Origin of the sequence: Leifsonia sp. Root1293 (assembly GCF_001425325.1) — a bacterium.
GTDB lineage: Bacteria > Actinomycetota > Actinomycetes > Actinomycetales > Microbacteriaceae > Orlajensenia.
The window spans coordinates 732,214-757,681 of sequence record NZ_LMEH01000002.1 but is presented as its reverse complement, the minus strand read 5'-3'; the positions used below and the strand labels follow the sequence as shown (position 1 = coordinate 757,681).

25 protein-coding genes are annotated in these 25,468 nt (G+C 67.8%); 6 read left to right on the top strand and 19 right to left on the bottom strand.

Annotated elements, in window-relative coordinates:
* Positions 1 to 41: 41 nt before the first annotated feature.
* Positions 42 to 1,403: a cystathionine beta-synthase gene (locus tag ASC59_RS15370; protein ID WP_055824733.1), complete on the bottom strand. Its 1,362-nt coding sequence runs from the start codon at positions 1,401 to 1,403 to the stop codon at positions 42 to 44.
* A 334-nt stretch (positions 1,404 to 1,737) separates the two neighbouring features.
* Here ASC59_RS15370 and ASC59_RS15365 point away from each other — a divergent pair, with 334 nt between their 5' ends.
* Positions 1,738 to 2,439, top strand: a complete 702-nt coding sequence (locus ASC59_RS15365; RefSeq protein WP_055824732.1) for a DUF3105 domain-containing protein — start codon at positions 1,738 to 1,740, stop codon at positions 2,437 to 2,439.
* Between the two features lie 16 nt (positions 2,440 to 2,455).
* Positions 2,456 to 3,163, top strand: a complete 708-nt coding sequence (locus tag ASC59_RS15360) for a DUF305 domain-containing protein (protein WP_055824730.1) — start codon at positions 2,456 to 2,458, stop codon at positions 3,161 to 3,163.
* Positions 3,164 to 3,179: 16 nt separating this feature from the next.
* On the opposite strand, the gene ASC59_RS15355 is transcribed toward ASC59_RS15360, so the two are convergent.
* The 4 genes from ASC59_RS15355 to ASC59_RS15340 all read right to left on the bottom strand — a co-directional run bounded on the left by ASC59_RS15355 (position 3,180) and on the right by ASC59_RS15340 (position 8,654).
* A complete protein-coding gene (locus ASC59_RS15355) occupies positions 3,180 to 5,102 on the bottom strand; it encodes an ABC transporter ATP-binding protein (protein WP_442915110.1) in 1,923 nt (640 codons plus the stop codon).
* A 151-nt stretch (positions 5,103 to 5,253) separates the two neighbouring features.
* Positions 5,254 to 6,240, bottom strand: coding sequence for a carbohydrate ABC transporter permease (locus ASC59_RS15350; protein WP_055824726.1), 987 nt, complete (start codon positions 6,238 to 6,240; stop codon positions 5,254 to 5,256).
* On the bottom strand, positions 6,237 to 7,208 hold the full coding sequence (locus tag ASC59_RS15345; protein WP_055824723.1) for a carbohydrate ABC transporter permease: 972 nt from the start codon (positions 7,206 to 7,208) through the stop codon (positions 6,237 to 6,239). The genes ASC59_RS15350 and ASC59_RS15345 overlap by 4 nt, the downstream gene beginning before the upstream one ends.
* A 99-nt stretch (positions 7,209 to 7,307) precedes the next feature.
* Entirely contained in the window at positions 7,308 to 8,654 is a 1,347-nt protein-coding gene (locus ASC59_RS15340; protein WP_055824721.1) for an ABC transporter substrate-binding protein, read from the bottom strand.
* A gap of 269 nt (positions 8,655 to 8,923) precedes the next feature.
* Between ASC59_RS15340 and ASC59_RS15335 the strand changes: the two genes are divergently transcribed.
* Complete coding sequence (locus ASC59_RS15335; RefSeq protein WP_055824719.1) at positions 8,924 to 9,952, top strand: LacI family DNA-binding transcriptional regulator; 1,029 nt, start codon at positions 8,924 to 8,926, stop codon at positions 9,950 to 9,952.
* 101 nt (positions 9,953 to 10,053) lie between these two features.
* Here the strand turns inward: ASC59_RS15335 and ASC59_RS15330 are convergent, their stop codons facing one another.
* The 4 genes from ASC59_RS15330 to rplJ form a co-directional block, all read right to left on the bottom strand.
* Complete coding sequence (locus ASC59_RS15330; RefSeq protein WP_055824716.1) at positions 10,054 to 11,307, bottom strand: MFS transporter; 1,254 nt, start codon at positions 11,305 to 11,307, stop codon at positions 10,054 to 10,056.
* Positions 11,304 to 11,813, bottom strand: coding sequence for a MarR family winged helix-turn-helix transcriptional regulator (locus tag ASC59_RS15325; RefSeq protein WP_055824714.1), 510 nt, complete (start codon positions 11,811 to 11,813; stop codon positions 11,304 to 11,306). The genes ASC59_RS15330 and ASC59_RS15325 overlap by 4 nt, the downstream gene beginning before the upstream one ends.
* 134 nt (positions 11,814 to 11,947) lie before the next feature.
* On the bottom strand, positions 11,948 to 12,331 hold the full coding sequence (gene rplL / locus ASC59_RS15320) for a 50S ribosomal protein L7/L12 (RefSeq protein WP_055824712.1): 384 nt from the start codon (positions 12,329 to 12,331) through the stop codon (positions 11,948 to 11,950).
* Between the two features lie 47 nt (positions 12,332 to 12,378).
* Positions 12,379 to 12,894 (bottom strand): 50S ribosomal protein L10, encoded by a 516-nt coding sequence (gene rplJ, locus ASC59_RS15315; protein ID WP_055824710.1) that lies wholly within the window; start codon positions 12,892 to 12,894, stop codon positions 12,379 to 12,381.
* 497 nt (positions 12,895 to 13,391) lie between these two features.
* Between rplJ and ASC59_RS15310 the strand changes: the two genes are divergently transcribed.
* The 3 genes from ASC59_RS15310 to ASC59_RS15300 are packed head-to-tail and all read left to right on the top strand — an operon-like array spanning position 13,392 to position 16,207.
* Positions 13,392 to 15,161: an MDR family MFS transporter gene (locus ASC59_RS15310; protein ID WP_268765496.1), complete on the top strand. Its 1,770-nt coding sequence runs from the start codon at positions 13,392 to 13,394 to the stop codon at positions 15,159 to 15,161.
* Positions 15,162 to 15,194: 33 nt separating this feature from the next.
* Entirely contained in the window at positions 15,195 to 15,638 is a 444-nt protein-coding gene (locus ASC59_RS15305; RefSeq protein WP_055824708.1) for a MarR family winged helix-turn-helix transcriptional regulator, read from the top strand.
* Positions 15,635 to 16,207 carry a MarR family winged helix-turn-helix transcriptional regulator gene (locus tag ASC59_RS15300; RefSeq protein WP_055824705.1) on the top strand — a complete coding sequence of 191 codons (573 nt, stop codon included), beginning with the start codon at positions 15,635 to 15,637 and terminating at the stop codon, positions 16,205 to 16,207. Before ASC59_RS15305 ends, ASC59_RS15300 begins: the two co-directional genes overlap by 4 nt.
* Here ASC59_RS15300 and ASC59_RS15295 read toward each other — a convergent pair whose 3' ends face one another.
* From ASC59_RS15295 to ASC59_RS15250, 10 genes are all read right to left on the bottom strand, one after another.
* Positions 16,208 to 16,663: a hypothetical protein gene (locus ASC59_RS15295; RefSeq protein WP_055824703.1), complete on the bottom strand. Its 456-nt coding sequence runs from the start codon at positions 16,661 to 16,663 to the stop codon at positions 16,208 to 16,210.
* On the bottom strand, positions 16,660 to 17,355 hold the full coding sequence (locus ASC59_RS15290; RefSeq protein ID WP_055824701.1) for a hypothetical protein: 696 nt from the start codon (positions 17,353 to 17,355) through the stop codon (positions 16,660 to 16,662). Before ASC59_RS15290 ends, ASC59_RS15295 begins: the two co-directional genes overlap by 4 nt.
* Complete coding sequence (locus ASC59_RS15285; protein WP_055824698.1) at positions 17,355 to 17,669, bottom strand: hypothetical protein; 315 nt, start codon at positions 17,667 to 17,669, stop codon at positions 17,355 to 17,357. Before ASC59_RS15285 ends, ASC59_RS15290 begins: the two co-directional genes overlap by 1 nt.
* A 4-nt stretch (positions 17,670 to 17,673) precedes the next feature.
* Positions 17,674 to 18,447: a YbaB/EbfC family nucleoid-associated protein gene (locus ASC59_RS17540; protein ID WP_055824696.1), complete on the bottom strand. Its 774-nt coding sequence runs from the start codon at positions 18,445 to 18,447 to the stop codon at positions 17,674 to 17,676.
* 286 nt (positions 18,448 to 18,733) lie between these two features.
* Positions 18,734 to 20,302, bottom strand: a complete 1,569-nt coding sequence (locus tag ASC59_RS15275; protein WP_082513728.1) for a sensor histidine kinase — start codon at positions 20,300 to 20,302, stop codon at positions 18,734 to 18,736.
* On the bottom strand, positions 20,299 to 21,057 hold the full coding sequence (locus tag ASC59_RS15270) for a response regulator transcription factor (protein ID WP_055824694.1): 759 nt from the start codon (positions 21,055 to 21,057) through the stop codon (positions 20,299 to 20,301). The genes ASC59_RS15275 and ASC59_RS15270 overlap by 4 nt, the downstream gene beginning before the upstream one ends.
* A 187-nt stretch (positions 21,058 to 21,244) precedes the next feature.
* A complete protein-coding gene (locus ASC59_RS15265) occupies positions 21,245 to 21,907 on the bottom strand; it encodes a pentapeptide repeat-containing protein (protein ID WP_055824693.1) in 663 nt (220 codons plus the stop codon).
* Between the two features lie 359 nt (positions 21,908 to 22,266).
* Positions 22,267 to 23,301 (bottom strand): sugar phosphate isomerase/epimerase family protein, encoded by a 1,035-nt coding sequence (locus ASC59_RS15260; RefSeq protein ID WP_055824691.1) that lies wholly within the window; start codon positions 23,299 to 23,301, stop codon positions 22,267 to 22,269.
* On the bottom strand, positions 23,298 to 24,167 hold the full coding sequence (locus tag ASC59_RS15255) for a sugar phosphate isomerase/epimerase family protein (protein WP_055824689.1): 870 nt from the start codon (positions 24,165 to 24,167) through the stop codon (positions 23,298 to 23,300). The genes ASC59_RS15260 and ASC59_RS15255 overlap by 4 nt, the downstream gene beginning before the upstream one ends.
* 79 nt (positions 24,168 to 24,246) lie before the next feature.
* The gene (locus tag ASC59_RS15250) at positions 24,247 to 25,452 is read right to left on the bottom strand and encodes a substrate-binding domain-containing protein (RefSeq protein WP_055824687.1); all 1,206 of its coding nucleotides are present in this window, start codon (positions 25,450 to 25,452) and stop codon (positions 24,247 to 24,249) included.
* Between the last annotated feature and the right edge of the window lie 16 nt (positions 25,453 to 25,468).

Here is a 25,468-nt window from a genome sequence, read left to right as displayed (position 1 = left end):
TGACGGCCGGGGTTGGGCATGGCGACGAGAGGCGTCAGGCGTCAGGCGCCCAGGTAGCTCAGCAGGTCGGAGCGGGTGACGACGCCGAGCACCTTGCCGCCATCGGTCACGAGCAGCGCGGGCTTCGCGGCGAAGGCCGCGCGTGCCGCGGCGACGGGCTCGTTCACGCCGATGAGCTGCAGCGGCTCTCCGATCACGGAGGCGACCTTGTCGGTGAGCTTCACGCCGCCGGAGAAGACGAGCTCCATGAGCTCCTCGTCGTGGATGGCGCCGGACACCTCGCCGAGCACGACGGGCGGCTCGGCGTTCAGCACGAGCAGCTGCGAGACGCCGGTCTCGGTCATGCGGTCGATGACGTCGCGAACGGTGTCGTCGGGATGCGCGAACACGAGGGGCTCGGTGCGTCCGGCCTTCGTGGCGAGGAGGTCTGCGACGGTGTGTCCGGTCGGAGCGTTGCTGAAGCCGTAGGAGCGCAGCCACTTGTCGTTGAAGATCTTCGCCAGGTAGCCACGGCCGCCATCGGGCAGCAGCACGACGACGACGGCATCCGCCGGGAGGTCGCGAGCGGCCTGGAGGGCGGCGACCACCGCCATGCCGCTCGATCCGCCCACGAGGATGCCCTCTTCCAGGGCGAGTCGGCGCGTCATGGCGAAGGCCTCGGCATCCGTCACCGCGATGATCTCGTGTGGAACGCTGGGGTCGTAGGCCGTCGGCCAGAAGTCCTCGCCGACGCCCTCCACGAGGTAGGGGCGCCCGGTGCCTCCCGAGTAGACCGATCCCTCGGGGTCGGCGCCGATGATGCGCACGGTGTCGGACTGCTCGCGGAGGAAGCGTCCGGTACCCGTGATGGTGCCTCCCGTGCCGACGCCGGCGACGAAGTGCGTGACGAGGCCGTCGGTGTCGCGCCAGATCTCGGGACCCGTGGTCTCGTAGTGGCTGAGCGGCCCGTTGGGGTTGGAGTACTGGTCGGGCTTGAACGCCCCGGGGATCTCGGTGACCAGCCGGTCGGAGACGCTGTAGTACGACTCGGGGTGGTCGGGCGGCACCGACGTGGGCGTCACGACGACCTCGGCGCCGTAGGCCGTGAGAACGTTCCGCTTGTCTTCACCCACCTTGTCGGGGAGCACGAAGACGCAGCGGTAGCCGCGCTGCTGGGCGACCAGGGCGAGGCCGACGCCGGTGTTGCCGGAGGTCGGCTCGACGATGGTTCCGCCGGGCTTGAGCTTGCCCTCGCGCTCGGCCGCGTCGATGATGCGCGTCGCGATGCGGTCCTTGGCCGAGCCGCCCGGGTTGAGGTACTCGAGCTTCACGAGCACTGTCGCTGCGATGCCGTCGGTCACCTTGTTCAGCTTGACGAGCGGGGTGTTGCCGACGAGGTCGACGATGGTCTCTGCGTAATGCATCCGTGTTGTCCTAACGGTCGTGCTGCGCTTCGTCGCGCAGGCACAGGGAAATGGTCGCTGGGGTGATGATCAGCGGCGACAACACGAGCGGGAGATGTTCACGCCTCCACCATATCCGGTGACGGATGCCGCGGCACGGGCGAATCCGTCGCCCGCGCGGTCGTTTCTTCACGATGCGGTCGAAAAGACGGCCGCGCGTCGCAGGAACTGCAGCGCACGGTCGCCTGAGCCGTCGATCGCACGGACACCGGCGCCCCAGTTCGCCGACTGGGAATGGGCTGTGAGAGGCATCCGTTGGTCGCCGCGAGAGCGGTTGATACGTTCGTATTGTTCAGTGACCCCCAGCACCCCGCCCGTTCCACCAGTCCCGCCCGCCGCCAAGGCCGCAGCCAAGCAGAGGTCCATCAAGCAGAAGCGTGCCGACGACCGTGCCGCCAAGCTCGAGGAGTTCCGCCGCAAGGAGGCGCGGTCGAAGCGCAACCGCCGCATCGGCATCGGCTCGGCCATCGTCGCCGCCATCGCCGTCGTGGCCGTCGTCGTGGTCTCGATCGTGCTGACGCCGCAGCCGAAGGAGTACACGGCCGGCGGAACCGGTGCCGAGATCGAGGGCGTCGAGACCTTCGACAACGAGTCGCAGCACGTGAGCACCGTCGTCGACTACCCGCAGACTCCTCCCGCCGGCGGCGCGCACAACCCCGCCTGGCTCAACTGCGGCATCTACACCGAGCCCGTGCCGAACGAGAATGCCGTGCACTCCCTCGAGCACGGCGCCATCTGGGTCACCTACGACCCATCGCTCTCGGATGCCGACCTCACTGCGCTGAAGGCGGAGCTGCCCAGCAGCTACATCGTGCTCTCGCCCTTCGACGGACTGCCCAGCCCCGTGGTGCTGAGCGGCTGGAACGTGCAGCTGGCCGTCGACTCCGTCGACGACGAGCGCATCTCCGCCTTCCTCGAGGAGTACTGGAAGAGCCAGAACGTTCCGGAGCCCGGCGCCCTCTGCACCGGAGCGTTCGATGCCCCCGGCAAGGTCTAGCGTCGGCAAGGACGGCATGACGGACGGCACGGATGCCGCAGCTGCAGGCCGCGGCGGCAGCGGCGGTCGCGGCGGCCGCGGCGGACGCGTCGCCGTCATCGTCGTCGCGATCGTGGCGATCGTCGTGACGGCCCTGCTCGCGTACTCCTTCGGACGCATCTCGACCCTCGGCGATCCGACGCCCACGGACACCAGCGCTGAAGCGGGCTTCGCGCGCGACATGCAGGCCCATCACGTGCAGGGCGTCGAGATGGCGATGATCGTGCGGGACGCGACTGATGACGCCGACGTGCGCCTCCTCGCCTACGACATCGCCACCACCCAGGCGCAGCAGTCCGGCCAGCTCTACGGCTGGCTGAACGAGTGGGGCCTGAGCCAGGCCGGGAGCGAGCCGTCGATGACGTGGATGACCCGCCCTGGTGCATCCGGCACCGAGCACGGCCACAGCACCGGGGCCGACGCCGCCACGCACACACCCGGCGGCCCCATGCCGGGCATGGCCACGGAGGCGCAGCTCACCGAACTGAAGGGCCTGCAGGGCGTCGCGGCCGAGCGGCTCTTCCTCTCCCTGATGATCGCTCACCACCAAGGGGCGCTCGAGATGGCCGTGGCGCTGCTCGACCGCAGCACGAACTCCGTCGTGACCACGTTCGCGAACGGCGTCGTGGCCAGTCAGACCGCTGAGATCGAGCTCATGGAGGGGATGCTCGCCGAGCGGTCCTGAGTCGCCGCCCTGGCCGTCACTCGACGGCGGTCGGTTCCACGGGCGCCGTCACCTGCTGCGAGTACAGCTGCGCGTAGGTGCCTCCCGCCGCGAGCAGTTCCGGGTGCGTTCCGCGCTCGACGATGCGGCCGGCGTCGACCACGAAGATGACATCGGCGTCGATCACCGTCGACAACCTGTGGGCGATGGAGATGGTGGTGCGACCGCGCGCGGCATCGTCGATGGCCGTCTGCACCACGCGTTCCGAGATGGTGTCGAGCGCGCTCGTCGCCTCGTCGAGCACGAGCACCTCGGGATCCTTGAGGAGAACCCGCGCGATCGCCACGCGCTGCTTCTCTCCGCCCGACAGCCTGTAGCCGCGTTCACCGACGACGGTGTCGTAGCCGTCGGGGAAGCTCGCGATGGTGGCGTGGATGTTGGCGGCACGCGCGGCGGCCTCGAGTTCGGCATCCGTCGCGTCGGGCTTGGCGTAGCGCAGGTTGTCGCCGATGGTCGCGTGGAAGAGGTAGGTCTCCTGGCTCACGATGCCGATGTGGTCGACGAGGGAGCTCTGCTGAAGCTCGCGCACGTCGACTCCTGAGAAGCGCACCGCTCCCCCGCTCGCCTCGTACAGCCTCGGAACGAGGTAGGACACGGTGGTCTTGCCCGCGCCGCTCGGCCCGACGAACGCCGCGAACTGGCCGCGCTCGATCGTGAACGAGACGTCGTCGAGCGTCGGATGCGCCTCGCCTGCGGCATCCGGATAGGAGAAGGAGACGTGGTCGAACTCGACCCGCCCGAGCGAAGCGCCCTCGGGAACTGGGCGGGCGTCGGGAGCATCGGTGATCGACGGCTTCAGGTCGAGGTATTCGAAGATGCGGGCGAACAGGGCTCCGGATGTCTGGAGGTCGAGGGCGACGCGCATGAGGCCGATGAGCGGGAACAGGAGTCTCGCCTGCACGGTGGTGAAGGCGACGATGGTTCCCGGCGTGATCGTCTCGGCTCCGCCGACGGCGAGGTAGCCGGCCAGCAGGTAGACGATCGCGGGAACGCTGGAGAGGAAGATGGTGACCAGGGCGAAGAACCACTGCCCGCTCATGGCCTGACGCACCTGCAGGCTGATCTGGTTCCTGTTCTCGTCCGAGTAGCGGCCGATCTCGGCCTGCTGGCGTGCGAAGGCCTTGGAGAGCAGGATGCCCGAGACGCTCAGCGTCTCCTGGGTGATGGCCGTCATCTCGGAGAGCGACTCCTGGGTCTGGCCTGCGATGCGCGCACGCACCTGGCCGACGCGACGCTGCGCGATCACCATGAACGGCATCAGCACCACAGCGACGATGGTGAGGCGCCAATCGAGGATGAGCATGGCGACGAAGGCCGAGATGACCGTCACGGTGTTGCCGAGCACGCTCGAGACCGTGTTCGTGAGCACGCCGGCGACTCCGCCAACGTCGTTCTGCAGGCGGGACTGGATGACGCCCGTCTTGGTGCGCGTGAAGAAGCCGAGCTCCATGGACTGCAGGTGGGTGAACAGGCGCACCCGCAGGCCGCCCATGACCTTGTTGCCGACGGTGGCCGTGAGATAGGCCTGCCAGACTCCGAGGAGCGCGCTGACGACGAACACGGCGATCATGGCGGCGACGATCGTGCCGAGCACGGGGAGGTTCGGGGAGCCGCTCGGCGGGAACAGGCCGTCGTCGAATGCACGCTGCGTGAGCAGAGGCGGGATGACGGCCAGGCCGGCGGTCACGATCACCAGCACGACGGTGAGCGTGAGCGCCGCGCGGTGCGGGCGGAACAGCTCCATGATGCGCTGGCCGAGATGGGGGATGCGGGGCGCGTCGGCGTTCGCGGCCTTCTGGGCCTGGATGTCGACAGGTCCGTGCCGCGGTGCACTGCTGGCCGTTCCGCCGCCCTCACCGAGGGTGGCGCGCTTGGGGCCGCCTCTCATCCCGCCGCCCATGCTCATGGATTCAGCCTAGGCGCGCCGGCGGCCGCATCCGTCGTCAGGGTTCCGCTGGCAGCGCACGCGAGTTCACAGGACGAGAGCCGACACAGCCGCAGATCGCGGTCGTGTCGGCTCTCATCCTGCATTCGTGAGCGGGGCCTGAGGCCTACCCCTTCGTGGACCCTGCCAGCAGACCGCGCACGAAGTAGCGCTGCAGGCTGAAGAACACGATGAGCGGCACGATCAGCGAGATGAACGCAGCGGCCGTGAGGCGTTGCCACTCCTGACCTCGGTTACCCGTGAGCTCCGCCAATCGTTGGGTCAGCGGTGCGACATCCGGAGTTCCGCCCGAGAACACCAGGGCGACCAGCAGGTCGTTCCAGACCCAGAGGAACTGGAAGATGGCGAACGACGCGAGGATCGGCACCGACAGCGGGAGGATGATGCGCAGGAAGATCTGGCCGTGGTTCGCGCCGTCGACGCGGGCGGCCTCGATGAGCTCCCCCGGGATCTCCGAGATGAAGTTGTGCAGCAGGAAGATCGCCAGCGGGAGGCCGAAGATCGTGTGGGCGATCCACACCTGCAGGTAACTCTGCTCGGGGATGATCGGGATGATGTCGTGGATGAACCGCTGGATCGGGAGGATCCAGGTGGTGAACATCTGCAGCAACGGGATGAGCGCCATCTGCAGCGGCACGATCTGGAGCGCGAAGATCACGATGAAGATCCAGCCGGCACCCTTGAACGGGATCCAGGCCAGTGCGTAGGCCGCCATGGCCGCGAGCACGGTCGCGAAGACCACCACGGGGATGGTGATCGCGAGCGAGTTGACGAAGTAGGCGCCGAGCTGCGGTGACGACGACGACGACGAGAACAGCACCTCTTTGTAGTTGTCGAGCGTGAATCCCGGGTTCTGGAAGATCGTCCACCAGCCGGTGGTCTTGATGAGCTCCTCGGGCCGGAACGACGAGACGAAGAGGCCGAAGGTGGGGATCACCCAGATGAGCGCGATGATCAGCGACACGATCGTGGCGGTGCGCGAGGTGAGGCGCTTCTTGACCCGCGTCGCCTTCGTGCCGTCGGCGTTGTAGCCGCGCTGGAACTCCTTCTTGGTCTCGTCGTCGAGGGGGAGTTCGACCGGTGTGTATGTCATCGGATCTCCTTCTGCTTGCGCAGGACGCGAACGTTGTAGACGACGATCGGGAGGACGAGTACGAACAGGATGAGCGCGAGTGCCGAACCTCGGCCCGGCTCCAGTGCGCGGAAGGCCTGGGTGTACATCTCGTTAGCCACGACACTGGTCTCGAAGTTTCCACCGGTCATGGTGCGCACGATGTCGAACACCTTGAGCGTCGCGATGGAGATAGTGGTGACGACCACCACGAGGGCTCCGCGGATGCCGGGGAGCACGACGTTCGTGAAGCGCTGCCAGCCGTTGGTGCCGTCGAGCTCGGCCGCCTCCAGCTGTTCAGCCGGGATGCCCTTGATGGAGGCCGACAGCACGACGACGGCGAATCCGGTCTGCACCCAGATCATCACGACGATGAGGAGGATCGTGTTCATCGGTGCCGTCTGCAGCCAGAGCACGGGTTCCTGGCCCAACCAGACCATGATCTGGTTGAGGAGTCCGATCTGGTCCCGGCTGGCCGGCCGGTACTCGTAGACGAACTTCCAGATGATGCCGGCGCCGACGAAGGAGATGGCGAACGGCATGAAGATGAGGGACTTGTAGATCTTCTCTCCGCGGGAGCGGTCGATGAAGTTCGCGTAGGCGAGGCCGATCACCGTCGAGATGGTCGGGACCAGGATGACCCAGATGATCGTGTTGCGCAGCGTGATGAGCGCCTCGGGCTGGGTGAACATCCAGACGAAGTTGTCGAGCCCGACGAACTCGCCCGCCTTGTTGGCGAAGGCGGCTGCTCCCGTGCGGATGGCCGGGTAGACCAGGCCGATCGCCAGCAGGATGAATGCCGGAAGCACGAAGGCGAGGAGCTGGAGCACGTCGCGGCCGCGTTTGGGAGCCTTGTCGATGAAGAACAGGATCAGTCCCACGACGGCGGCGAAGATCGCCACTCCGCCGAACAACTGGAGGATCTTGCCGATGAGATCTGCAGTCGTCATGTATGCCTCTCCTCTTCTTTGAGGTTGCAGTGGGGCCGCGCGGCTGGCCGCGCGGCCCCACTACTGATCAGTGATGTTAGAGCAACAGCAGTCCGAGGACTACTGCGGCCAGCTGTCCTGGATGAAGGTCGTCGTGTCGGCTGTGGACTTGCCGCCGATCCAGTCGACCATTCCCTTCCAGAAGGAGCCAGCTCCCACGGCGCCCGGCATGAGGTCCGAGGCGTCGAAACGGAAGGTGGTGTTCGGGTCCTGCAGCGTGGCGACGGCCGTCTTCAGCAGTTCGCTGGAGGCGTTCTCGGGGTCGAGTCCGTTGTTGGCGCTGATGACACCGCCGAGCTTCACGCGGTTGTTGGCCCAGGTGTCGCTGGAGAGGTAGGTCTGCACTGCGGCGACCTCCTTGGCGTCACGGAAGGATCCGACGATCTCGCCACCACCGGTGACGGCGTTGGCGCCGGCCTCGGTGCCGGGGAGCAGGAAGGCCCAGACGTCGCCGTCGGGGGCAACCGTCGTTCCCTCGGGCCAGAAGCCCTCGTAGAACGTCGCCTGGTGGTGCAGGGCGCAGGTGCCGTCGAGGATCGGGAGGCCGGCGTCGCCGAACTCCGTCGTCGCGATGGAGTCGATGCCGCCGAGGCCACCGTTGACGTAGTCGGCGTTGCGGATGAACTCACCCACGGAGTCGAAAGCGCCCTGGATCTTCGGGTCGGTGAACTTCACTTCGTTGGTGACCCACTGGTCGTAGACGTCGGGACCCTGCTCGCGCAGGACGAAGTCCTCGACCCAGTCGGTGCCCGGCCAGCCGGTCGCGTCACCCGATGCGAATCCGACGCACCACGGCTTGTCGACAGCGCCCGACTTCTGGATGTCGGCGGTCAGCGTCGCCAGCTCGTCGAGAGTGGTCGGCACCTCCCAGCCGTTGTCCTCGAAGGTGGACGGCGAGTACCAGACGTAGCCCTTGACGCTCGCCATGAGCGGCGCGCCCCAGATCTCGCCATCGACGGTGCCGTACTTCTGCCAGTCCTCGGACCAGAATTCCTTGGCGTTGTCGACGACAGCCTGGGCGGGCTTCTGGATGTAGCCGGCCTCGACCTGTGCAGCGAACAGTCCCGGCTGCGGGAAGATCGCGATGTCGGGCGGGTTTCCACCCTGGGCGCGAACGTTGATCTGCGTCTCGAACTCCTTGCTGGGCTCGTAGACGACGTCGATGCCCGTGCAGGTCTCGAAGTCCTTCCACGACTCGTTCAGCAGGTCTGCTTCGGTGTCGCTGATGGTGCCGTATGCGCTGACCTCGGTGCCGGAATCGAAGCTTCCGTAGGCCTCGTAGGGGGCGCAATCGGTGTCGGCCTTGTTGCCGGCGGCCTCGTCACCGGTACATCCGGTGAGAGCCAGTCCGACGACGGCTGCTGCGGCCATGGGAATCAACAGACGGCGGTGCCGCGTGAGTCTCATTTCTCATCTCCTCATTGAGTATGTGTGCAGGGAGAACTGGGGAACCGGTTCCAGACGCCACGGTAGCGCCTCGCCCGCCCGGGACACAAGCCGATGGCATCACGAATCGGTCTCCTTCGCCGAATGCGCCAGAAATGGGCGAGAGAGCGTTTGCATCCGCGACTCCCGTGGCGTCATGCGCACGGAAAAGGCGTCTGAGATCGGTTCCAGAAAACCGGCATTCGGCGCTATGATCGGCTCCAGTCATGCCGACCGAGGAAGTGAGGCATATGAGCGCCATCGCCGATGTGGCCCGCCTGGCCGGCGTCTCGAAGGCCACGGCGTCGCGCGCGCTCAGCGGCCGGGGCTACGTCGCCGACGAGACGCGGCTGCGCGTGCAGGGCGCGGCGACGGAGCTCGGCTACATCGCCTCCCCGAACGCCGCGAGCCTCGTCACGGGGCGCACGAAGAACATCGGCGTGATCATCCCGTTCGTCAACCGCTGGTTCTTCGGCGAGGTGCTGGAGGGTATCGAGCGGGAGCTGCTGGCCGCGGGCTACGACCTCACGCTCTACAACGTGACCAGCGAGGCCGCCCAGCGCAGCCAGATCTTCGAGTTCTTCCTCGCCAGGAAGCGCGTCGACGCCGTGATCGCCGTCGGGGTGGAACTCTCCGCCGACGAGGTGGAGCGGCTGCATCGCTTCGGCAAGCCCGTCGTCGGCATCGGCGGTCCGATCCCCCGGGCCACGACCATCGCCATCGACGACGTGGCCGCATCGAGGCTGGCCACGGAGCACCTGCTGAGCCTCGGGCACACCCGCATCGCGCACATCGGTGGCAACCAGGCGCAGCAGATGGACTTCTCCGTGCACGGCAAGCGGCTGCGCGGCTTCGAGCTCGCCATGCAGGCTGCCGGGCTGTCCACCGAGGAGTCGTTCTGGCCCACCGAGCTCAGCATGCCCGGCGGCTACGCTGTCGCGCTGCAGGTGCTCGGTGATCCGCGCCACCGCCCGACGGCCATCTTCGCCGCCTGCGACGAGGTGGCCTTCGGCACGATCCTCGCCGCGCAGCGCCTCGGCGTCGAGGTGCCGCGCGACCTGTCCATCACGGGCATCGACGACCACGAGTACGCCTCCATGTTCGGCCTCACCACGGTGGTGCAGGCTCCGAGGGAGCAGGGACGCCTGGCGGTGGCATCCGTTCTGCGATTGCTCGAGACGGATGCGGCAGAGCAGGCCGGCGGCGAGACAATCCTGCCGTCCCGCCTCGTCGTGCGCTCCTCGACGACGGCAGCAGTGCCCGTTGGCGCCGGGCGCTGAGGGAGCAGAGACGTCGAGACCGGAGTTCCTGCGGGTGCGCAGCGTGGCACACCCGCGGGAACTCCGGTCTCGATGACGGGGACCCGTGTGACGAGGCGGCGCTACGCCGCGTCGCCCACCAGCACCGCCTCTGCCTGCTCCGCCTCGTCGAGCTCGGCCATCCCGTCCGAGGCCGCGAGCGCCCTGCGCCCGACGATCACGATGAGAGTCGCCACGACGAAGGCGATGGCACCGGCGATGAAGGGAGCCGGTTCTGCGATGTTCGCCGCCAGCAGCGAGGCGACGGGAGGGGCGACCGCGCCGCCCAGGAAGCGCACGCCGGAGTAGGCGCTTGAGGCGACGGATCGCGGCAGGTCTGTCGCCTCCATCACGCTCTCGGTGAGCACCGTGTTCATGATGCCGAGCAGCAGGCCGCCGACCACCACGAACACGACGATGCCGACGACGGAGTGGATGAGCAGGGCGATGGCCACCAGGTCGAGGGCGAGCAGCGGGAGGATCGTCCAGATCACGCGGGTGCGCCGCATCCGTGCCGTCAGCATCGGAGCGAGCCAGACGGAGGAGACTGCCACCGCGACGCCCCATCCGAAGAACACGAAGCCGAGCGAGATGGCGCTCGAGACGCCGAGCGGCACCAGCGCGAACGGCGTGTAGGCGAGCAGCACGAAGAAGCCGAAGTTGTAGAACACGGCCGTGGCGGCGAGGATCGCGAGCGCCGGCCGTCCGAGCGCGCGGAACGGTGCTGAGAACGCCGTGGGCACGGGCTTCTCGTCACCGGCCGTCGAGCGCAGCAGCGTCGAGATGGCGATGAAGCCGATCGCCATGAGCACCGCGGTGCCGAAGAACGGGCCGCGCCAGCTCCAGCTGCCGAGCACTCCTCCGACGAGGGGGCCGATGGCCAGGCCGAGACCGAGGGCGGCCTCGTACAGGATGATCGCCGACGAGGTGCCGCCGGATGCCGCTCCCACGATGGTCGCCAGCGCGGTGGAGATGAAGAGCGCGTTGCCGAGTCCCCAACCGGCGCGGAAGCCGATGATCGATTCGACGTCTCCCGAGAGGCCGGCGGCTGCGGCGAACACCACGATGACGGCGAGGCCGATGAGCAGCGTCTTCTTGGCGCCGATTCGACTCGACACCCAGCTCGTGAAGAACATGGCGATGCCGGTGATCACGAGGTAGCTGGTGAAGAGGAACTCGGTCTCTGTGGGGGTCGCCTGCAGGTCTGCGGCGATGGCCGGAAGGATGGGGTCGACGAGGCCGATGCCCATGAAGGCCACGACGCAGGCGAAGGCGACCGCCCACACCGCCTTCGGCTGCTTCAGGATCGACCCCGTACCGGTGTCTCCGTGGCTCATCGCGCGTCCACCAGCTCGCTGCTGGAGGATGCGGCGGATGCCTCGGGAGCGATCTCCCGAGCGATGCGGGAGTGCAGGATGGCTGCCGCTCGGGCGAGGGTGTCCGCTTCGTCGGCGCTCAGGTCGGAGAAGACAGGCAGCAGAGCGGCCCCGATGGTCTCGCGCCAATCCTCGATGGCACGCTCGCCCTTCTTCGTGACGGCGATCTGCCAGGCCCTGGCGTCTTCGGTGTCGGCGATGCGGCGCACCCACTCGCGCTCGACGAGCGTGCGCACGAGCTTCGTCATGGTGGGCTGCGAGACACGGCTCTCGTCCGCGAGGGCACCGAGGCGCATCGGTCCCGATGTCAGGAGCACGCTGAGCGTGCGGAGGAGGGCGGGCGACTCGGCATCGGGAGTACGGCGAGCGGCGACGCGGGTGAGGCGGTTCGAGGCGCTGACGACCTCGACGAGGATCTGGCTGATGGTGGTGGCGCGCGTGGCGTCGACAACGGCGTTCTGTGACATGTCATCAATTATATAGCAAGGCTATCTATATTCATAGCCGAGCTATCTATGGGACGGAAAAGGGCGCCACCCCGGGGGGTGACGCCCTTTCAGCGTTGCTTCACGCCAAGCTCTGGTGCCCCGAAGGGCCCGGATTACTTGAGGGTGACGGTGGCGCCGGCCTCTTCGAGAGCAGACTTGGCCTTCTCGGCGGTCTCCTTGTTCGCGCCCTCGATGACAGCCTTGGGGGCGCCATCGACGACAGCCTTGGCCTCGCCGAGGCCGAGCGAGGTGAGCTCGCGGACGACCTTGATGACCTGGATCTTCTTCTCACCAGCAGCCTCGAGGACGACGTCGAAGGAGTCCTTCTCCTCGACCTCTTCAGCGGCGGCGGCGGGGCCGGCAGCGGCAGCGACAGCGACCGGAGCAGCGGCGGTGACCTCGAAGGTCTCCTCGAATGCCTTGACGAACTCGGAGAGCTCGATGAGGGTGAGGCCCTTGAACTGCTCGAGCAGCTCTTCAGTTGACAGCTTTGCCATGATTTTTCTCCTTGGTTTCTTAGTTACTCACCGCGTCGTAGGAAGACCTACGCAGCGGACTCCTGCTTCTCACGCAGCGCGTCGACCGTGCGAACGGCCTTCGACAGCGGGGCGTTGAACAGATATGCGGCACCGAACAGCGAGGCCTTGAAGGCGCCTGCGAGCTTCGCAAGCAGCACCTCACGGGACTCGAGGTCGGCGAGCTTGCCCACCTCTTCAGCGGTCAGCGGCTTGCCATCGAAATAGCCGCCCTTGACCACGAGGAGAGGGTTTGCCTTGGTGAAGGCACGCAGCGCCTTCGCGACAGCGACAGGGTCGCCGTGCACGAATGCGATAGCGGACGGACCGGCGAGCTCGTCGTCGAACGACGTGATGCCGGCGTTGTTCGCCGCGATCTTGGTGAGCGTGTTCTTCACCACGGCGTACGTGGCGTCCTCACGGATGTTGGTGCGCAGCTCCTTGAGCTTCGCAACAGTGAGGCCGCGGTACTCGGTCAGCAGAACGGCGGTCGAGCTCTGGAATGCTTCCGTGAGCTCGGCGACCGTGGCTTCCTTGTTCGCCATGGCGTACTCCTCTGATGTCTTTCGTCGCACACCACGGGAGCGGTGTGCGCCTCGACCTGCCCCTGGCTGATGAAACAAGAAAAGCTCCGGCGCTTGGCGCACGGAGCTTTGAGACGGGAAACCCGAAAAGTTCGATACACCTGCGCAGGTTCTCGCTTTCGCAAGCCTTCGATCAGCATCCGTATCTCTACGCACGCCGATAACCGGCGGTCTTTGGCTTCGTACACAGTAGCGGATGCTGCGGGCAAAGTGAAATCGGGCCACGGCCGCGGCGCAGCCGCCCGCCGGGCTCGGGTCGAGTAGCCCGCGACGAAGGAGCAGGCGTACCGAGACACTCTCCAGCCGAACACGGGACGATCGCGTCGCCTACCGATCTCGATACGCGACCGACTTCGTCGGGCGCTACTCGATCCGGAATAGTTGACCGAGAGCAATAGTTGACCAAAGTCATCTAGATCGTTATAGTTGACCGCAGTCAATCAAAATCAGGAGTCCTCGTGTCACGCTCATCGCGCACTCGCGCAGCGGAAGCCGTCGCCGAACCGGCATCATCCGCGCAGTCCCCCACCGCCGACAACGGCATGTCGCACCGCCAGGTGCTCGAGGCCCTCTCGGGTCTCATCCTCGGCATGTTCGTGTCGATCCTCGCGTCGACCGTCGTCAGCTCCTCGCTGCCGCTCATCATCTCCGACCTGAAGGGCGACCAGTCGTCGTTCACCTGGGTCGTCACCGCCACGCTTCTGGCCACCACGGTGTCCACTCCGATCTGGGGCAAGCTGGCCGACCTGTTCAGCCGCAAGCTGCTCATCCAGATCGCACTCGTCATCTTCGTGCTGGGCTCGGCCTTCGCCGGCTTCTCCCAGGACACGACGACGCTCATCGTCTTCCGTGTCATGCAGGGCCTCGGCGCCGGCGGACTCGGCGCGCTCAGCCAGATCATCATGGCCGACATCATCAGCCCGCGTGAGCGTGGCAAGTACGCCGGTCTCTTCGGCGGTGTCATGGCCGTCGGCATGGTCGGCGGCCCGCTGCTCGGCGGCGTGGTGACCGATGCGTTCGGATGGCGCTGGAACTTCTTCCTCGCGCTGCCCATCGCCATCGTCGCGATCGTGCTGCTGCAGATGACCCTGCACCTGCCCAAGATCGTCAAGCGTGCCGTGAAGATCGACTACCTCGGCGCCATCTTCATCGCCGGCGGTGTCTCCCTCCTGCTCATCTGGGTGAGCCTGGCCGGATCGCAGTTCGAGTGGGCATCCGCGACCTCCTTCGTCATGGTGGCCGGCGCCGCCGCGCTCCTGATCGCGGCCGTCATCACCGAGTTCAAGGTCAAGGAGCCGATCATCCCGCTCCAGCTGTTCAAGAACCGCACCTTCACGCTCTCGGTCATCGCGAGCATCTCGATCGGTGTCGCCATGTTCGGCACCTCGGTCTTCCTCAGCCAGTACATGCAGCTGGCCCGTGGAGCGACCCCGACCCAGTCGGGCCTGCTCACCATCCCCATGATGGGCGGACTCCTCCTCGCCTCCGCGTTCTTCGGAAACATCGTCAGCCGCACGGGCAAGTGGAAGGCCATCATGGTGACGGGTTCCGCCCTCGCCGTCGTCGGACTCGCGCTGCTCAGCACGATCCACTACGACACGAACTTCTGGTTCGTCGGCATCTCGATGTTCGTGCTGGGCTCCGGCGTCGGCATGGTCATGCAGAACCTCACTCTCGTCGTGCAGAACACGACCGAGGTGAAGAACCTCGGAGTCGCCACCAGCGCCGTGACCTTCTTCCGCAGCCTCGGCGGCACCATGGGCGTCTCGATCCTCGGGTCGATCATGGGCACGCTCGTCGCCGACAGCATCAAGGACGGCATCACCGACCTCTCCCCCGAGAACCAGCTGGAGGCCGCCAAGACGCTCGGCAGCGGTGTCATCCCTCACGTCGACTCGCTGCCGGACGCCATCCGTGTGCTCGTCGAGTCGTCCTACGGCTCCGCGGTCGGATCGATCTTCCTGCTCGCCGTCCCGCTCGCGGTCATCACCCTCATCGCCGTCGCGTTCCTTCCGAACAACAAGCTCGGCACCATGAACGCGATCGACCTGGCGAAGAAGGGCGGAACAGCCGTCGACGCCGAGACCGAGCGTGAGCGCGAGATCGAGAACGCCGAGGACTCGATCATCGAGGCTGCGGCCGCGACAGCCGGCCTGCCGGCGGTCGGCGAGGCGCACCCCGTCGGAACGCGCACGGGATCGACGGCATCCGTCGACACCCGCTCCTGACCGACGGCGCCAGAACGCACTGAGGCACGCATCATGAACAGCACGGCCATCGCTCCGATCGACTCCGCCATCGCGGACGTCGAGGACGCGATGGCCGTGCTGTTCACCCGTGCCGGCGCCACCTGGCGGGACTTCGCAGCGTGCGTGCACCCGGAACTGCAGCCCGCCGGCTACAAGATCCTCTCGGCGCTCGTGCGCCTCGGGCCGACGTCGAGCGGGGCTCTCGCCGACCTCCTCTTCACCGACAAGAGCGTGATGAGCCGCCAGGTGCGCTGGCTCCAGGCGAACGGTCTGGTCGAATCGCACCAGGACCCGGGTGACGGCCGAGTTCGTGTCGTCGCCGTGACGACGGATGCCTGCTCGCGTGTCGAGCACGCCAGATCCGACAACATGGAGATGTTCCGCGATCAGCTGCGCCAGTGGCCGCGCGAAGACCTCAGCCGGTTCGCCGACATGATCGAGAGGCTGGGCGAATGAGCACCGCGAGCGACGCATCGGGCCTCATCGCGACCGGCGACCCGGCCGATCTGAATAGGATTGCGCCCATGAGCGACGACCTCCAGCCGCCGATCGACGACGCCGACGCCGACGCCGACGCCGCAGGCGACACTGCAGCGGCCACCGCAGCCGACGAGGCGATCGCCGACGTCGAGGGGCAGCTGAGCGCCCTGTTCAACAGGGTGCGCTCGAACTGGCGCGACTACGCCGCGAGCGTGCATCCGGAACTGCAGCCGGCCGGCTACAAGATCCTCGGGCACCTCGTGCGGCAGGGTCCGGCCCATGCGGGCGTGCTGGCGGAGCAGCTGCACACCGACAAGAGCGTGATCAGTCGTCAGGTGCGACTCATGGAGCAGCTGGGCCTCGTCGAGAGCACCGCGGATGCGAGCGACGGACGTGCCCGGGTGCTCGTGGCCACGCCCCTCGCCGTCGAGAAGGTCACGGCGATCCGGCGTACCAACCAGGCCCGGTTCTACGAACTGCTGCGCACCTGGCCGGAGGACGACATCCGCAAATTCGCCGAACTGCTGGGGCGACTGAGCGCCTGACTACGGGCGAGGGCCCGTCGCCGCCTCGCTGCGGATGGCGGTGCGGTTCGCTCCGGCCAGCAGGACGACGGCCCCGGCGAAGACGGCGATCATGACGACCAGGAACCCGCCGGCGAGGCCGTATTCGAACGGCTGCCCGATGAGGCTCAGAACCGCCAGGACGACACCGAGGATTCCGACCACGAGCACCAGGACGGTGGCGAGGTCGTTCGGGCCGCCGAGGTGCCTGACCGCCGGATAGCGGCGTGCGATGCTCAGGGCGATGGCGCTCACCACGAACACGAGGGCCGCGCAGGCCAGCGACGCGATGCCGAGCACCGCGATGGTCGGAGACGTGCCCCAGAGAGGTGCCGTGGCGCCACCGATCACGAGGATGAGCACGCCGATCACCATGCCGCCGATGCCTCGACGCCTGGCGAGCTTCGCCGGGTCGGCCGACCAGTCGCGGGCGCTCATTCCGTGACGAACTGCGGCCAGGTCTGCACGCCGGCCGATGTCGATGCCATGGTTCCCCGGGCGGATGCCGCCGAGGCGTAGAGCGTGGCCGTACCGGCGGCGAGAGCGCCGACGCCGATGGCGAGGCCGCCCAGGGCGGCGGGCGGGGCGAGCGGGAGGCCGAACACCGTGACAGCGGCGCCCGTGGCCGTCGCGAACCCGACGATCACCGAGATGATCGCGGCGACGACGGACGCCCAGAACGCCACGATCGCGAGCATGAGCGTCGAGAGCGCCGACGAGATGTTGCTGGCGAAGTCTGCATTGATGGAGCCGAGGGCCTCACGCTGCGGATCGAGAGACTGGCGGTACTGATCGGCACCGTCGCCCTTCCACTTGTCGTCGACGAGGAGGTCGCTGTCGTCGATGTCGCGCACGAGGTTGGCGACCCGTCCGCCGACGTCCTCGCTCCACGAGACGGAGGCTGCGTGCAGCCCGAACGGGTTGCCGACGTAGCTGAGCTTGTCGGTGAACCAGTCCCAGAACTCCCCGAGCTTCTCCATGAGCGCGTTCCAGCCGTCGATCAGCTTGTCGACGATCCAGTCGAGGAAGCCGGGAACCTTGGAGAGGGTCGAGTTCACGATGCGGGTGAGCTCCTCGACCTTGTCCTGGAGCTTGCCGATCATCTCGCGGACTTCCTGTGCCGGATCCATCAGTTGACCTCCCACATCTCGGCGAGTGAGGCCTGGATGGCCGCCTCGGTGCTCTCGAAGTCCTCGCGGATGTCGCGCAGGGCCGTCGCGGCCCCCCGCGTCTGGGTCGCCCCGCTCTCCAGGAGCTGGATGACGAGGGTACGGACGCGCGTGTACTCGTCTGCGACATCCGTGGCCGCGAAGGAGAATTCTCCTCGGCCCAGGTCGAGGTTCTGCGCGCTCGCCTTCGCCTCGTCGAGACCGGCCGCGATGTCGTCCCACCTCGCCGCGTCACTCGTGAGGGCGTCGTAGGCGACGGTGATGTGATCTGCCACGATGTCAGTCCTTTCCCATGAGGATTCTGGCGAGCGCCGACGGGTCGTCGAGCACTGCCGCGTAGCGCTCGAGCGGAGTGCCTGCGAGCGGTTCAGCCGGTGCCGTGGCGGATGCCGCCGCGGTGGCGATGGCCTGGTTGATCGCGCGGGTGATGTCCGCTGCCGATTCGCCGGCCAGCCAGTCCTCGTCGAGCACCAGGGCCGTGACGGCTCCTGAGCCGTCGACCGTCGCGTGCACACGGCCCTGCGCGCTGGCGGCGGAATGAGTGGCACTGAGGCGAGCCGAGATGATCTGCATGGCGGCATCCATGCCCGCATTGACCTCCTCGAGCATCGTCATCATCTGGGCGAGCACGGCTGTCGCGTCGAGGGAGTCGCCGGCGTCGGCGAGGGCAGCCTGCACGTGCTCCGCCGGAGTCTCGCTCCGAGGAGGAAGCGGCGTGGTCTCGTGGCCGCCTTCATCCTCGGCGACCGACTCCCCCCACTGCCGGGCGCGTTCCGCCGCCAGCTGGGCGACGAGTTCGACGATGACCGTGCCGAGCTCTTCCGCACGGTGCGCGGACTGCCAGCGATCGCCGACGATCACCGAGAGAACGCGAGTGGCGGAGTCGAACTCGACACTCACGGAGCCAGAGGCGTCGGATGCCGACGACACGGTCGGAGCCGCGGAGTACGCCTGCGCGTCGCGGCTGAGTTCATCACGGAAGTCGAGGATGTGGTCGGCGTCGGTCATGATCTCCTCGTCGAGCGGAAACGGACGGCCGGCGGGAGCGGTCACTGCTGCAGCTGACGCCCCCTCAGCCTCCGACATCCTTTCACAGCCGGGTCGGATCCGAGAGGGTGCGGCACGGGGAAAATGGTGATCTCGATACGCCGGCTCGCTGCGCTCGCGGGCTACTCGATCGGCGGAAGGCGGTGGGCGGTGGGCGAGAGCGAAGGGGAAGGGTGATCTCGATACGCGTCCGACTGCGTCGGGCGCTACTCGATCGGCGGAACTGCGTCGGGCGCTACTCGATCGGCGGAAGGCGCGTCTGGCGCTACTCGATCGGCGCGAGGGGGTCGGGCTACTCGATCGGCGGGGCGTGTCGTGAGGCCCGCGGGAGGGTCACGGTGAACGTCGTGTCCCCGGGCTCGCTGAGAACCGAGACGGTTCCGCCGTGGGCCGCGACGACGGCCTGCACGATGGCGAGGCCGAGGCCGGTGCTGCCGGTGGCTCGAGTGCGCGAGACGTCTCCGCGGGCGAAGCGCTCGAACAGCGTTCCCCTGATGGCGGGTTCGATGCCGGGGCCGTCGTCCGTGACGGCGATCGACACCGAGTCGCCGTCGTCGGTCAGTCGCGCGACCACCGAGGTGCCCGCCGGCGTGTGCACCCTGGCGTTGGCCAGCAGGTTCACGACGACCTGGTGCAGACGCGGGGCGTCGCCGTCCACCACGACGGGCTCGTCGGGGAGGTCGACCTCCCACTCGTGGTCCGGACCCGAGACATGCGCGTCGCCGATGGCGTCGATCAGGATGCTGGTGAGGTCGACGGGATCGTGGGCGAGCTCGCGGCCCTCGTCGAGCCTCGCCAGCAGCAGCAGGTCCTCGACGAGGCCCGTCATGCGCACCGACTCGCTCTCGATGCGTGCCAGGGCGTGCGCGGTGTCCGGCGGAACCTCCTGGCCGGAACGTCGGGTGAGCTCGGAGTAGCCGCGGATGGAGGCGAGCGGCGTGCGCAGTTCGTGGCTGGCATCCGCGACGAATCTGCGCACCTTCTGCTCGGACTCCTGACGGGCCTCGAGGGCGGCGCCGATGTGGTCGAGCATCGTGTTCAGGGCAGCGCCCACCTGGCCGACCTCGGTGCGTTCGTCGGCGTCGGCATCCGGAACCCGCTCGGCCAGGGCGACCTCGCCGCGATCGAGCGGCAGCTGGGCGACGCGCTGCGCCGTGCGGGTGACGCGGGTGAGGGGTCGGAGCGCCAGGCGCACGATCCGGGCGCCGAGGACGGCGACGATGAGGATGCCGAGCAGGGCGACGATGGCGATGGTGATGGAGAGCTGGGTGATGGTCGCGTTCACGCTGGCCAGGGGCAGGCCGATGACCACCTTGCGGCCGTCCTGGTCGGCCACCGCGATGGCCCGGTACTCTCCGAGCGGCTCGCTCAGGGCGACGGTGTGCGGCTCGCCATCGGGCGGAACGGCCGCGAGCGCCCTGCCCTGCTCGACCGTGATCGGCCTGATGTCGCCCTCGGTGTCGAGCAGTCCCGCCGTCTGCACGGCGCCGTCCTGCGAGACCAGCGCGACGGTGCCCTCGGCCTGACTGGGTGCGCTCAGGATCGTGCCGGCATCCGGGAGCCTGATGAAGTCCGGCAAGTCGTTGCCGTCCTGTCCCTGCGGGATGTCGGCGGCGACGTAGCCGCGCTTCGTCGTGTTCGCCAGCTGGGTGTCGACGCGGCTCATGAGGGAGGCCTGCAGCACGAGCACGCTGACCAGGCCGATGACGGTGCTGACCACGGCGAGCACCGCGATGACGGTGATGAGAAGCCGGCGCACCAGGGTCAGAGGCGCACGGGGGCGCTTCGGTTCAGCAGGGGCATCCGTCGGCGTCGAGTCCTTGGTGAACGCCGTGACGCCGGCGACCCTCTGCTCGCTCATACGGCTTGCTTGATGAGGTAGCCGGCGCCCCGCACTGTGTGGATCATGGGCTCGCGGCCGGCGTCGATCTTCTTGCGCAGATAGGAGATGTAGATCTCGACGACGCTCGAGCGGCCTCCGAAGTCGTAGCTCCAGACGCGATCGAGGATCTGCGACTTGCTGAGCACGCGGCGGGGATTGCGCATGAGGAACCGCAGCAGTTCGAACTCGGTGGCGGTGAGCTCGATGGACTCGCCGGCGCGGGTGACCTCGTGGCTGTCCTCGTTGAGCGTGAGATCGCCGATCTCGATGACGGGGTCGGATGCCGATGCCGACGTGAGCGTCGACCGACGCACCAGTCCGCGGAGCCTCGCCACGACCTCCTCGAGGCTGAAGGGCTTGGTGACGTAGTCGTCGCCGCCTGCGGTGAGCCCCTTGAGACGATCGTCGAGGGAGTCCTTGGCCGTGAGGAACAGCACGGGCGCCTCGGGGCGGTCCTCGCGGATGCGGGCCAGCACCTGCAGCCCGTCGATGTCGGGGAGCATGATGTCGAGCACGACGGCGTCGGGGCGGAACTCGCGGGCGGCGGCCACGGCGCTGCGGCCGTCGGCGGCCGTGCGCACGTCCCAGCCCTCGTAGCGCAGGGCCATCTGGAGCAGGTCGGTCAGCGTCGACTCGTCGTCGACGACGAGCACGCGAACAGGGGTGCCGTCGGCACGGCGGATGCCGCCGGCGAGCTGGCGGGAGGGGGCCTGGTCGGTCGAATCGGTCGTCATGGTGCTTCCCAGTATCCGCGTCAGCCTATGAGCCGCCTATGAGAAGACGGTGTCGCCGCTGTGAGTTGCTTGGGCCGCGCTCTGGCGGGGCGGCATCGAGGTGACGCGATTCGACCTTCCGCGCCGCGCGAGGATCGATTCGTGTCATTTCGACGGCTCGATCGGGGGCGGGAGGATGTACGGGACGTCAGTCCTCGACCGTGATGCCGAGCTGGTCGGCGAACAGCGACGCCAGCTCGGCCACCTGGTCGGGAGTGAGCGTCGCGCCCTTGAGTCCGGGGAGGCCGACGATGCGGCGGAGCTCCACGGTGCGCAGGTCGACGTTGCCCAGCTCGGCGCGGGTGAGGTCGATGGTGCCGACGCGCGTACCCGCGAAGGCGACCCTGTTCGCCTTCACTCCCCCGAGGTCGAGCTCGTCGATGGTGCAGTCGGTGAACAGCACGTCTTGCAGGTGCGCACCGCGCAGGTTCACGAAACCGAGCTTGCAGTTGGAGATGTGCACGGACTGCCACGATGCGTCGTAGAACTCCGCCGATCCGATGCGGGAGGAGTCGAGGGCGACGTCGCGGAAGCGGGAACGGGCCGCGCTCAGGATGGGGGCGTTGAGGCGCTCGATCGTGGTGTCGAGGAAGCTCGCGGTGCGCAGGTCTGCCTCGTGCGCCGTGACGTCGAGGAAGGCGCACTCGCTGAACGTCGAGCCCTGCAGGTCGCGAGCGTCGAGGTCGACGCCGGCGAAACGCTGCGCGTCGTAGGCGTCGTGCGGCTCGAGCCCGTCGGCGTCGCCGTCGAGCAGTTCGGGGAGACGGATGCGGTCGATGCGAGGAGCGAGGGTGCGCGGGGTCGGTGCCATGGTGGGTTCAACTCTTCCACCGTTCGCCGGTCGGGTGGCGCCGGACGAGGTGATCTCGATACGCGTCCTCGCTGCGCTCGGTCGCTACTCGATCAGCGGAGAAGGAGGGGGTCGCTACTCGATCAGCGGAGAAGGGGCGACGAAGTTGACCCCGCCCGCTGATTGAGTAGTGCCCGACGAAGTCGGACACGTATCGAAATCACTTCCCACGACAGCGCCCAGTCGACTGAGCGTGCGCCCGACGAGGTGATCTCGATACGCGTCCTCGCTGCGCTCGGTCGCTACTCGATCAGCGGGGAGGGAGCGGGTCGCTACTCGATCGGCGGGAGCGGGTCGCTACGCGATCAGCGGGAGCGGGCCTACTGGTTCGAGAAGGCGGCGTCGAAGGAGGCCGCCGGGCGGTCCCACAGCAGCGAGCGGATGTAGGCGAGCGCCTCCGGTGCACCGTGCAGGCGGTCCATGCCCGCGTCCTCCCACTCGATCGAGATGGGGCCGGTGTAGCCGACGGCATCCAGCGCCCGGAACGAGTCCTCCCACGGCACGTCGCCGTGCCCCGTCGACACGAAGTCCCAGCCGCGCCGCGGGTCGCCCCACGGCAGGTGCGATCCGAGCACACCCGCGCGCCCGGTGCTGGGCCGCATCCGCGTGTCCTTGCAGTCGACGTGGTAGATGCGGTCCTGGAAGTCCCAGATGAAGCCGACGGGGTCGATGTTCTGCCACATCATGTGCGACGGATCCCAGTTGAACCCGAACGCCGGCCGGTGGTCGATGGCCTCGAGGGTGCGCACCGAGCTCCAGTAGTCGTAGGCGATCTCGCTCGGGTGCACCTCGTGTGCGAACCGCACGCCCTCGTCGTCGAAGACGTCGAGGATCGGGTTCCAGCGGGCGGCGAAGTCCTCGAATCCGGCTTCGATGACGGATGCCGGCACCGGCGGGAACATCGCGACATAGGGCCAGATGCTCGACCCCGTGAAACCGACGACGGTGTCGACCCCGAGCTTGCGTGCGACACGGGCCGAGCGCTTCATGTCGTCGGCCGCGCGCCGGCGTACTCCCTCGGCGTCGCCATCGCCCCAGGTGTAGTCCCGCACGATGGCCTCGTGCCGGAAGTCGATCGGGTCATCGCACACGGCCTGCCCGGTGAGGTGGTTCGAGATGGCGAACACCTGAAGCCCGTGCCGGTCGAGGATGGCCCGGCGCTCGTCGAGGTATCCGGGCTCCTCCTCGGCGCGCTTCAGGTCGAGATGGTCGCCGGAGCAGGCGATCTCCAGGCCGTCGTAGCCCCACTCGCCGGCCAGCCGGGCCACCTCCTCGAAGGGGAGGTCGGCCCACTGCCCGGTGAACAGCGTCACCGGGTGGCTCGACGGCGTTGTGGGCTGCGCGGGGTCGGTCATGATCTCTCCCTGTCGTCCTGCAGAGCGGTGAGGTGGTGCAGCGAGTCCGCCGCGAGGGCGTCCTGCGTGAGTGCGAGCGGTCGCCAGACCGAAGCGGCGACGGCGATGGTGGCGTTCTCGCCCGTGAAGCTCTCGAGCCCGAGCGGCCCGGTGTAGCCGGCGTCGTCGAGGGCGTCGAGGAAAGCCGGCCAGTCGATGTGGTCGTCGCCGACGGCGCCGCGATCGTTTCCGCAGACCTGCACGTGGGCGATGTGCTCGCCGGCCGCGCGGATGGCGTCTCCGATGCGCTTCTCCTCGATGTTGAGGTGATAGCTGTCCAGCGCGAGGCCGAGTCCGTGGCCGAGCAGCGGGCCGAGGGCATCCAGTGCCTGCTCGACGGTGTTAACGAGGCTGGTCTCGTAGCGGTTCAGGGGTTCGACGGCGAGACGGATGCCGCCCCGCTCCGCGCGGTGCACGACCGGCGTGAGCGCAGCCTGCAGTTCGGTGTAGTGCTCGGCCCTGTCGGCGTCGGTCATGCGCCACGTGCGTCCGGTGGCCGAGTAGAAGGGACCGGCGACGACGCCGGCGCCGACGGTCTCGGCGACCCCGATGCAGTGCACGAGGTAGTTCTGGGTGGCCACGACCTCGGAGGCCGGAGCGGCCACGAGATTGCGGCCGGCGCCCATGGCCCCCACGACCACCGGCAGCAGCCGATGCTCGGCGAGCACGTCGCGGGCGCGTTTCGGTGACCAGTCCCCGACCGATTCGACCGGAAGTTCGATGGCCCCGAAGCCCATGCCCGCCGCCTTCGCGGCGAGCGCGGCGAGGGAGTCGTCATCGAGCGGGCTCGTCCACACCCAGGTGTTGACGCCGATGGTGCGGCGCATCCGTGTCTCCTCTCGCCGAGCGGCGGAGCATGGCGACTGGCGAGGCTCGAGAGAGCCCCGCCAGTCGGCAGCGTACCGGCTACGGGATCTGGCGCTCCTGCCAGACCGTCGGGTATCCGGGCAGGTCCTCTCCGCCGAACTTGGCGTAGTGACCGTCGGGCATGCCCTCGTTCGCGGCGAGGTACTGGTCGAGGTCGTCGCTCGTCACGGGGCTCTGCGGGAGCACCCACTCCTTCGGAACCTCCTCGCCGGCGAAGATCTTCTGCGCGGCGAGCAGCGGCGTGCGCCACTGGAAGTTCGAGTACACGGTTCCGAGTCCGGTGAGGCCGGTGTCCTTCCACTTGCGCAGGAAGCTCAGCTCGTCCTCTCCGGTCATGACCGGGTAGTCGACTCCGGCGTCCTCGAACGCCTCGATCGCCGCGACGGCGCCGTCGCCGGCATCCATCCACACACCCTTGACGTCGCCCTTGGCGAGCTCGTCGGAGATGATCTTCTTGATCTCGACGGGGTCTGCACCGGTGAAGTAGTCGACGGCGTCGATGTTCGCCTCACCGAAGAGCTTCTCAGCCGCGGCCCAGCGCTGCTCGAGCACGTCGACACCCGGGAGGATGCGGAGCGCCACGACCTTATCGCCCTCTTCGAGGTTGTCGATGAGGAAGTTGGCCGAGTCGATGCCCCAGGCGAAGCCGCCGATCGGATGGATGAAGGTGACGGGGCAGTCGGTCTGCACACCGCGGTCGAACACGATGACGGGCTTGCCCGTGTCGCACGCCCGCTCGACCGCCGGAGTCATGGCCGCCGTGCTGTTCGGCGAGATGACGAAGAAGTCGCAGTTGCCCTCGTTGATGAAGTAGTCGATGTCGGCGATCTGCGTGTCATCGCTGTCCCGCGCATCGCGCGTCTCCAGTTCGCTGATCGCTCCGGACTCCTGAAGCACCTTGAGCTGCTCGTTCATGGTGATCCAGCCGGTCTGGCGCCACGGGTTCGAGATCGAGGCGTTCGCGAAGCACCCCTTCTTCGCCCCCTCGCTCGCGTACTCCGACGTGTCGACCATCTCCGCGTTGATGTACTGCAGGTAGGGCTGTCCGTCCGGCCCCTCGGGTACGACCCCCCGCTCCTCGTCCTGCTTGTCGAACAGTGCCTGGTCGAACCACTCGACCTCGGCCTCCTCCGTGGCCGCGGCGTCGTCCGACGGAGCGGTCACGCTGGGATCGGTCGTGCAGCCGGCCAGTGTCAGCAGCGCAAGCGCTCCGACCATGGCGGATGCCACATGCATTCGTCGCATCACAAACCTCCTTGGT

What these genes read in the sequence shown, in the direction of transcription:
- ASC59_RS15335 (WP_055824719.1), top strand. Translation starts at nt 8,924, where the DNA reads ATGAGCGCCATCGCCGATGTGGCCCGCCTGGCCGGCGTCTCGAAGGCC.
- ASC59_RS15350 (WP_055824726.1), bottom strand. Translation starts at nt 6,240, where the DNA reads ATGACATACACACCGGTCGAACTCCCCCTCGACGACGAGACCAAGAAG.
- ASC59_RS15295 (WP_055824703.1), bottom strand. Translation starts at nt 16,663, where the DNA reads ATGAGCGCCCGCGACTGGTCGGCCGACCCGGCGAAGCTCGCCAGGCGT.
- ASC59_RS15345 (WP_055824723.1), bottom strand. Translation starts at nt 7,208, where the DNA reads ATGACGACTGCAGATCTCATCGGCAAGATCCTCCAGTTGTTCGGCGGA.
- ASC59_RS15265 (WP_055824693.1), bottom strand. Translation starts at nt 21,907, where the DNA reads ATGGCACCGACCCCGCGCACCCTCGCTCCTCGCATCGACCGCATCCGT.
- ASC59_RS15260 (WP_055824691.1), bottom strand. Translation starts at nt 23,301, where the DNA reads ATGACCGACCCCGCGCAGCCCACAACGCCGTCGAGCCACCCGGTGACG.
- ASC59_RS15305 (WP_055824708.1), top strand. Translation starts at nt 15,195, where the DNA reads ATGAACAGCACGGCCATCGCTCCGATCGACTCCGCCATCGCGGACGTC.
- ASC59_RS15275 (WP_082513728.1), bottom strand. Translation starts at nt 20,302, where the DNA reads ATGAGCGAGCAGAGGGTCGCCGGCGTCACGGCGTTCACCAAGGACTCG.
- ASC59_RS15360 (WP_055824730.1), top strand. Translation starts at nt 2,456, where the DNA reads ATGACGGACGGCACGGATGCCGCAGCTGCAGGCCGCGGCGGCAGCGGC.
- rplL (WP_055824712.1), bottom strand. Translation starts at nt 12,331, where the DNA reads ATGGCAAAGCTGTCAACTGAAGAGCTGCTCGAGCAGTTCAAGGGCCTC.
- ASC59_RS15330 (WP_055824716.1), bottom strand. Translation starts at nt 11,307, where the DNA reads ATGAGCCACGGAGACACCGGTACGGGGTCGATCCTGAAGCAGCCGAAG.
- ASC59_RS15340 (WP_055824721.1), bottom strand. Translation starts at nt 8,654, where the DNA reads ATGAGACTCACGCGGCACCGCCGTCTGTTGATTCCCATGGCCGCAGCA.
- ASC59_RS15355 (WP_442915110.1), bottom strand. Translation starts at nt 5,102, where the DNA reads ATGGGCGGCGGGATGAGAGGCGGCCCCAAGCGCGCCACCCTCGGTGAG.
- ASC59_RS15250 (WP_055824687.1), bottom strand. Translation starts at nt 25,452, where the DNA reads ATGCGACGAATGCATGTGGCATCCGCCATGGTCGGAGCGCTTGCGCTG.
- ASC59_RS15255 (WP_055824689.1), bottom strand. Translation starts at nt 24,167, where the DNA reads ATGCGCCGCACCATCGGCGTCAACACCTGGGTGTGGACGAGCCCGCTC.
- ASC59_RS15290 (WP_055824701.1), bottom strand. Translation starts at nt 17,355, where the DNA reads ATGGATCCGGCACAGGAAGTCCGCGAGATGATCGGCAAGCTCCAGGAC.
- ASC59_RS15370 (WP_055824733.1), bottom strand. Translation starts at nt 1,403, where the DNA reads ATGCATTACGCAGAGACCATCGTCGACCTCGTCGGCAACACCCCGCTC.
- ASC59_RS15300 (WP_055824705.1), top strand. Translation starts at nt 15,635, where the DNA reads ATGAGCACCGCGAGCGACGCATCGGGCCTCATCGCGACCGGCGACCCG.
- ASC59_RS15325 (WP_055824714.1), bottom strand. Translation starts at nt 11,813, where the DNA reads ATGTCACAGAACGCCGTTGTCGACGCCACGCGCGCCACCACCATCAGC.
- ASC59_RS15270 (WP_055824694.1), bottom strand. Translation starts at nt 21,057, where the DNA reads ATGACGACCGATTCGACCGACCAGGCCCCCTCCCGCCAGCTCGCCGGC.
- rplJ (WP_055824710.1), bottom strand. Translation starts at nt 12,894, where the DNA reads ATGGCGAACAAGGAAGCCACGGTCGCCGAGCTCACGGAAGCATTCCAG.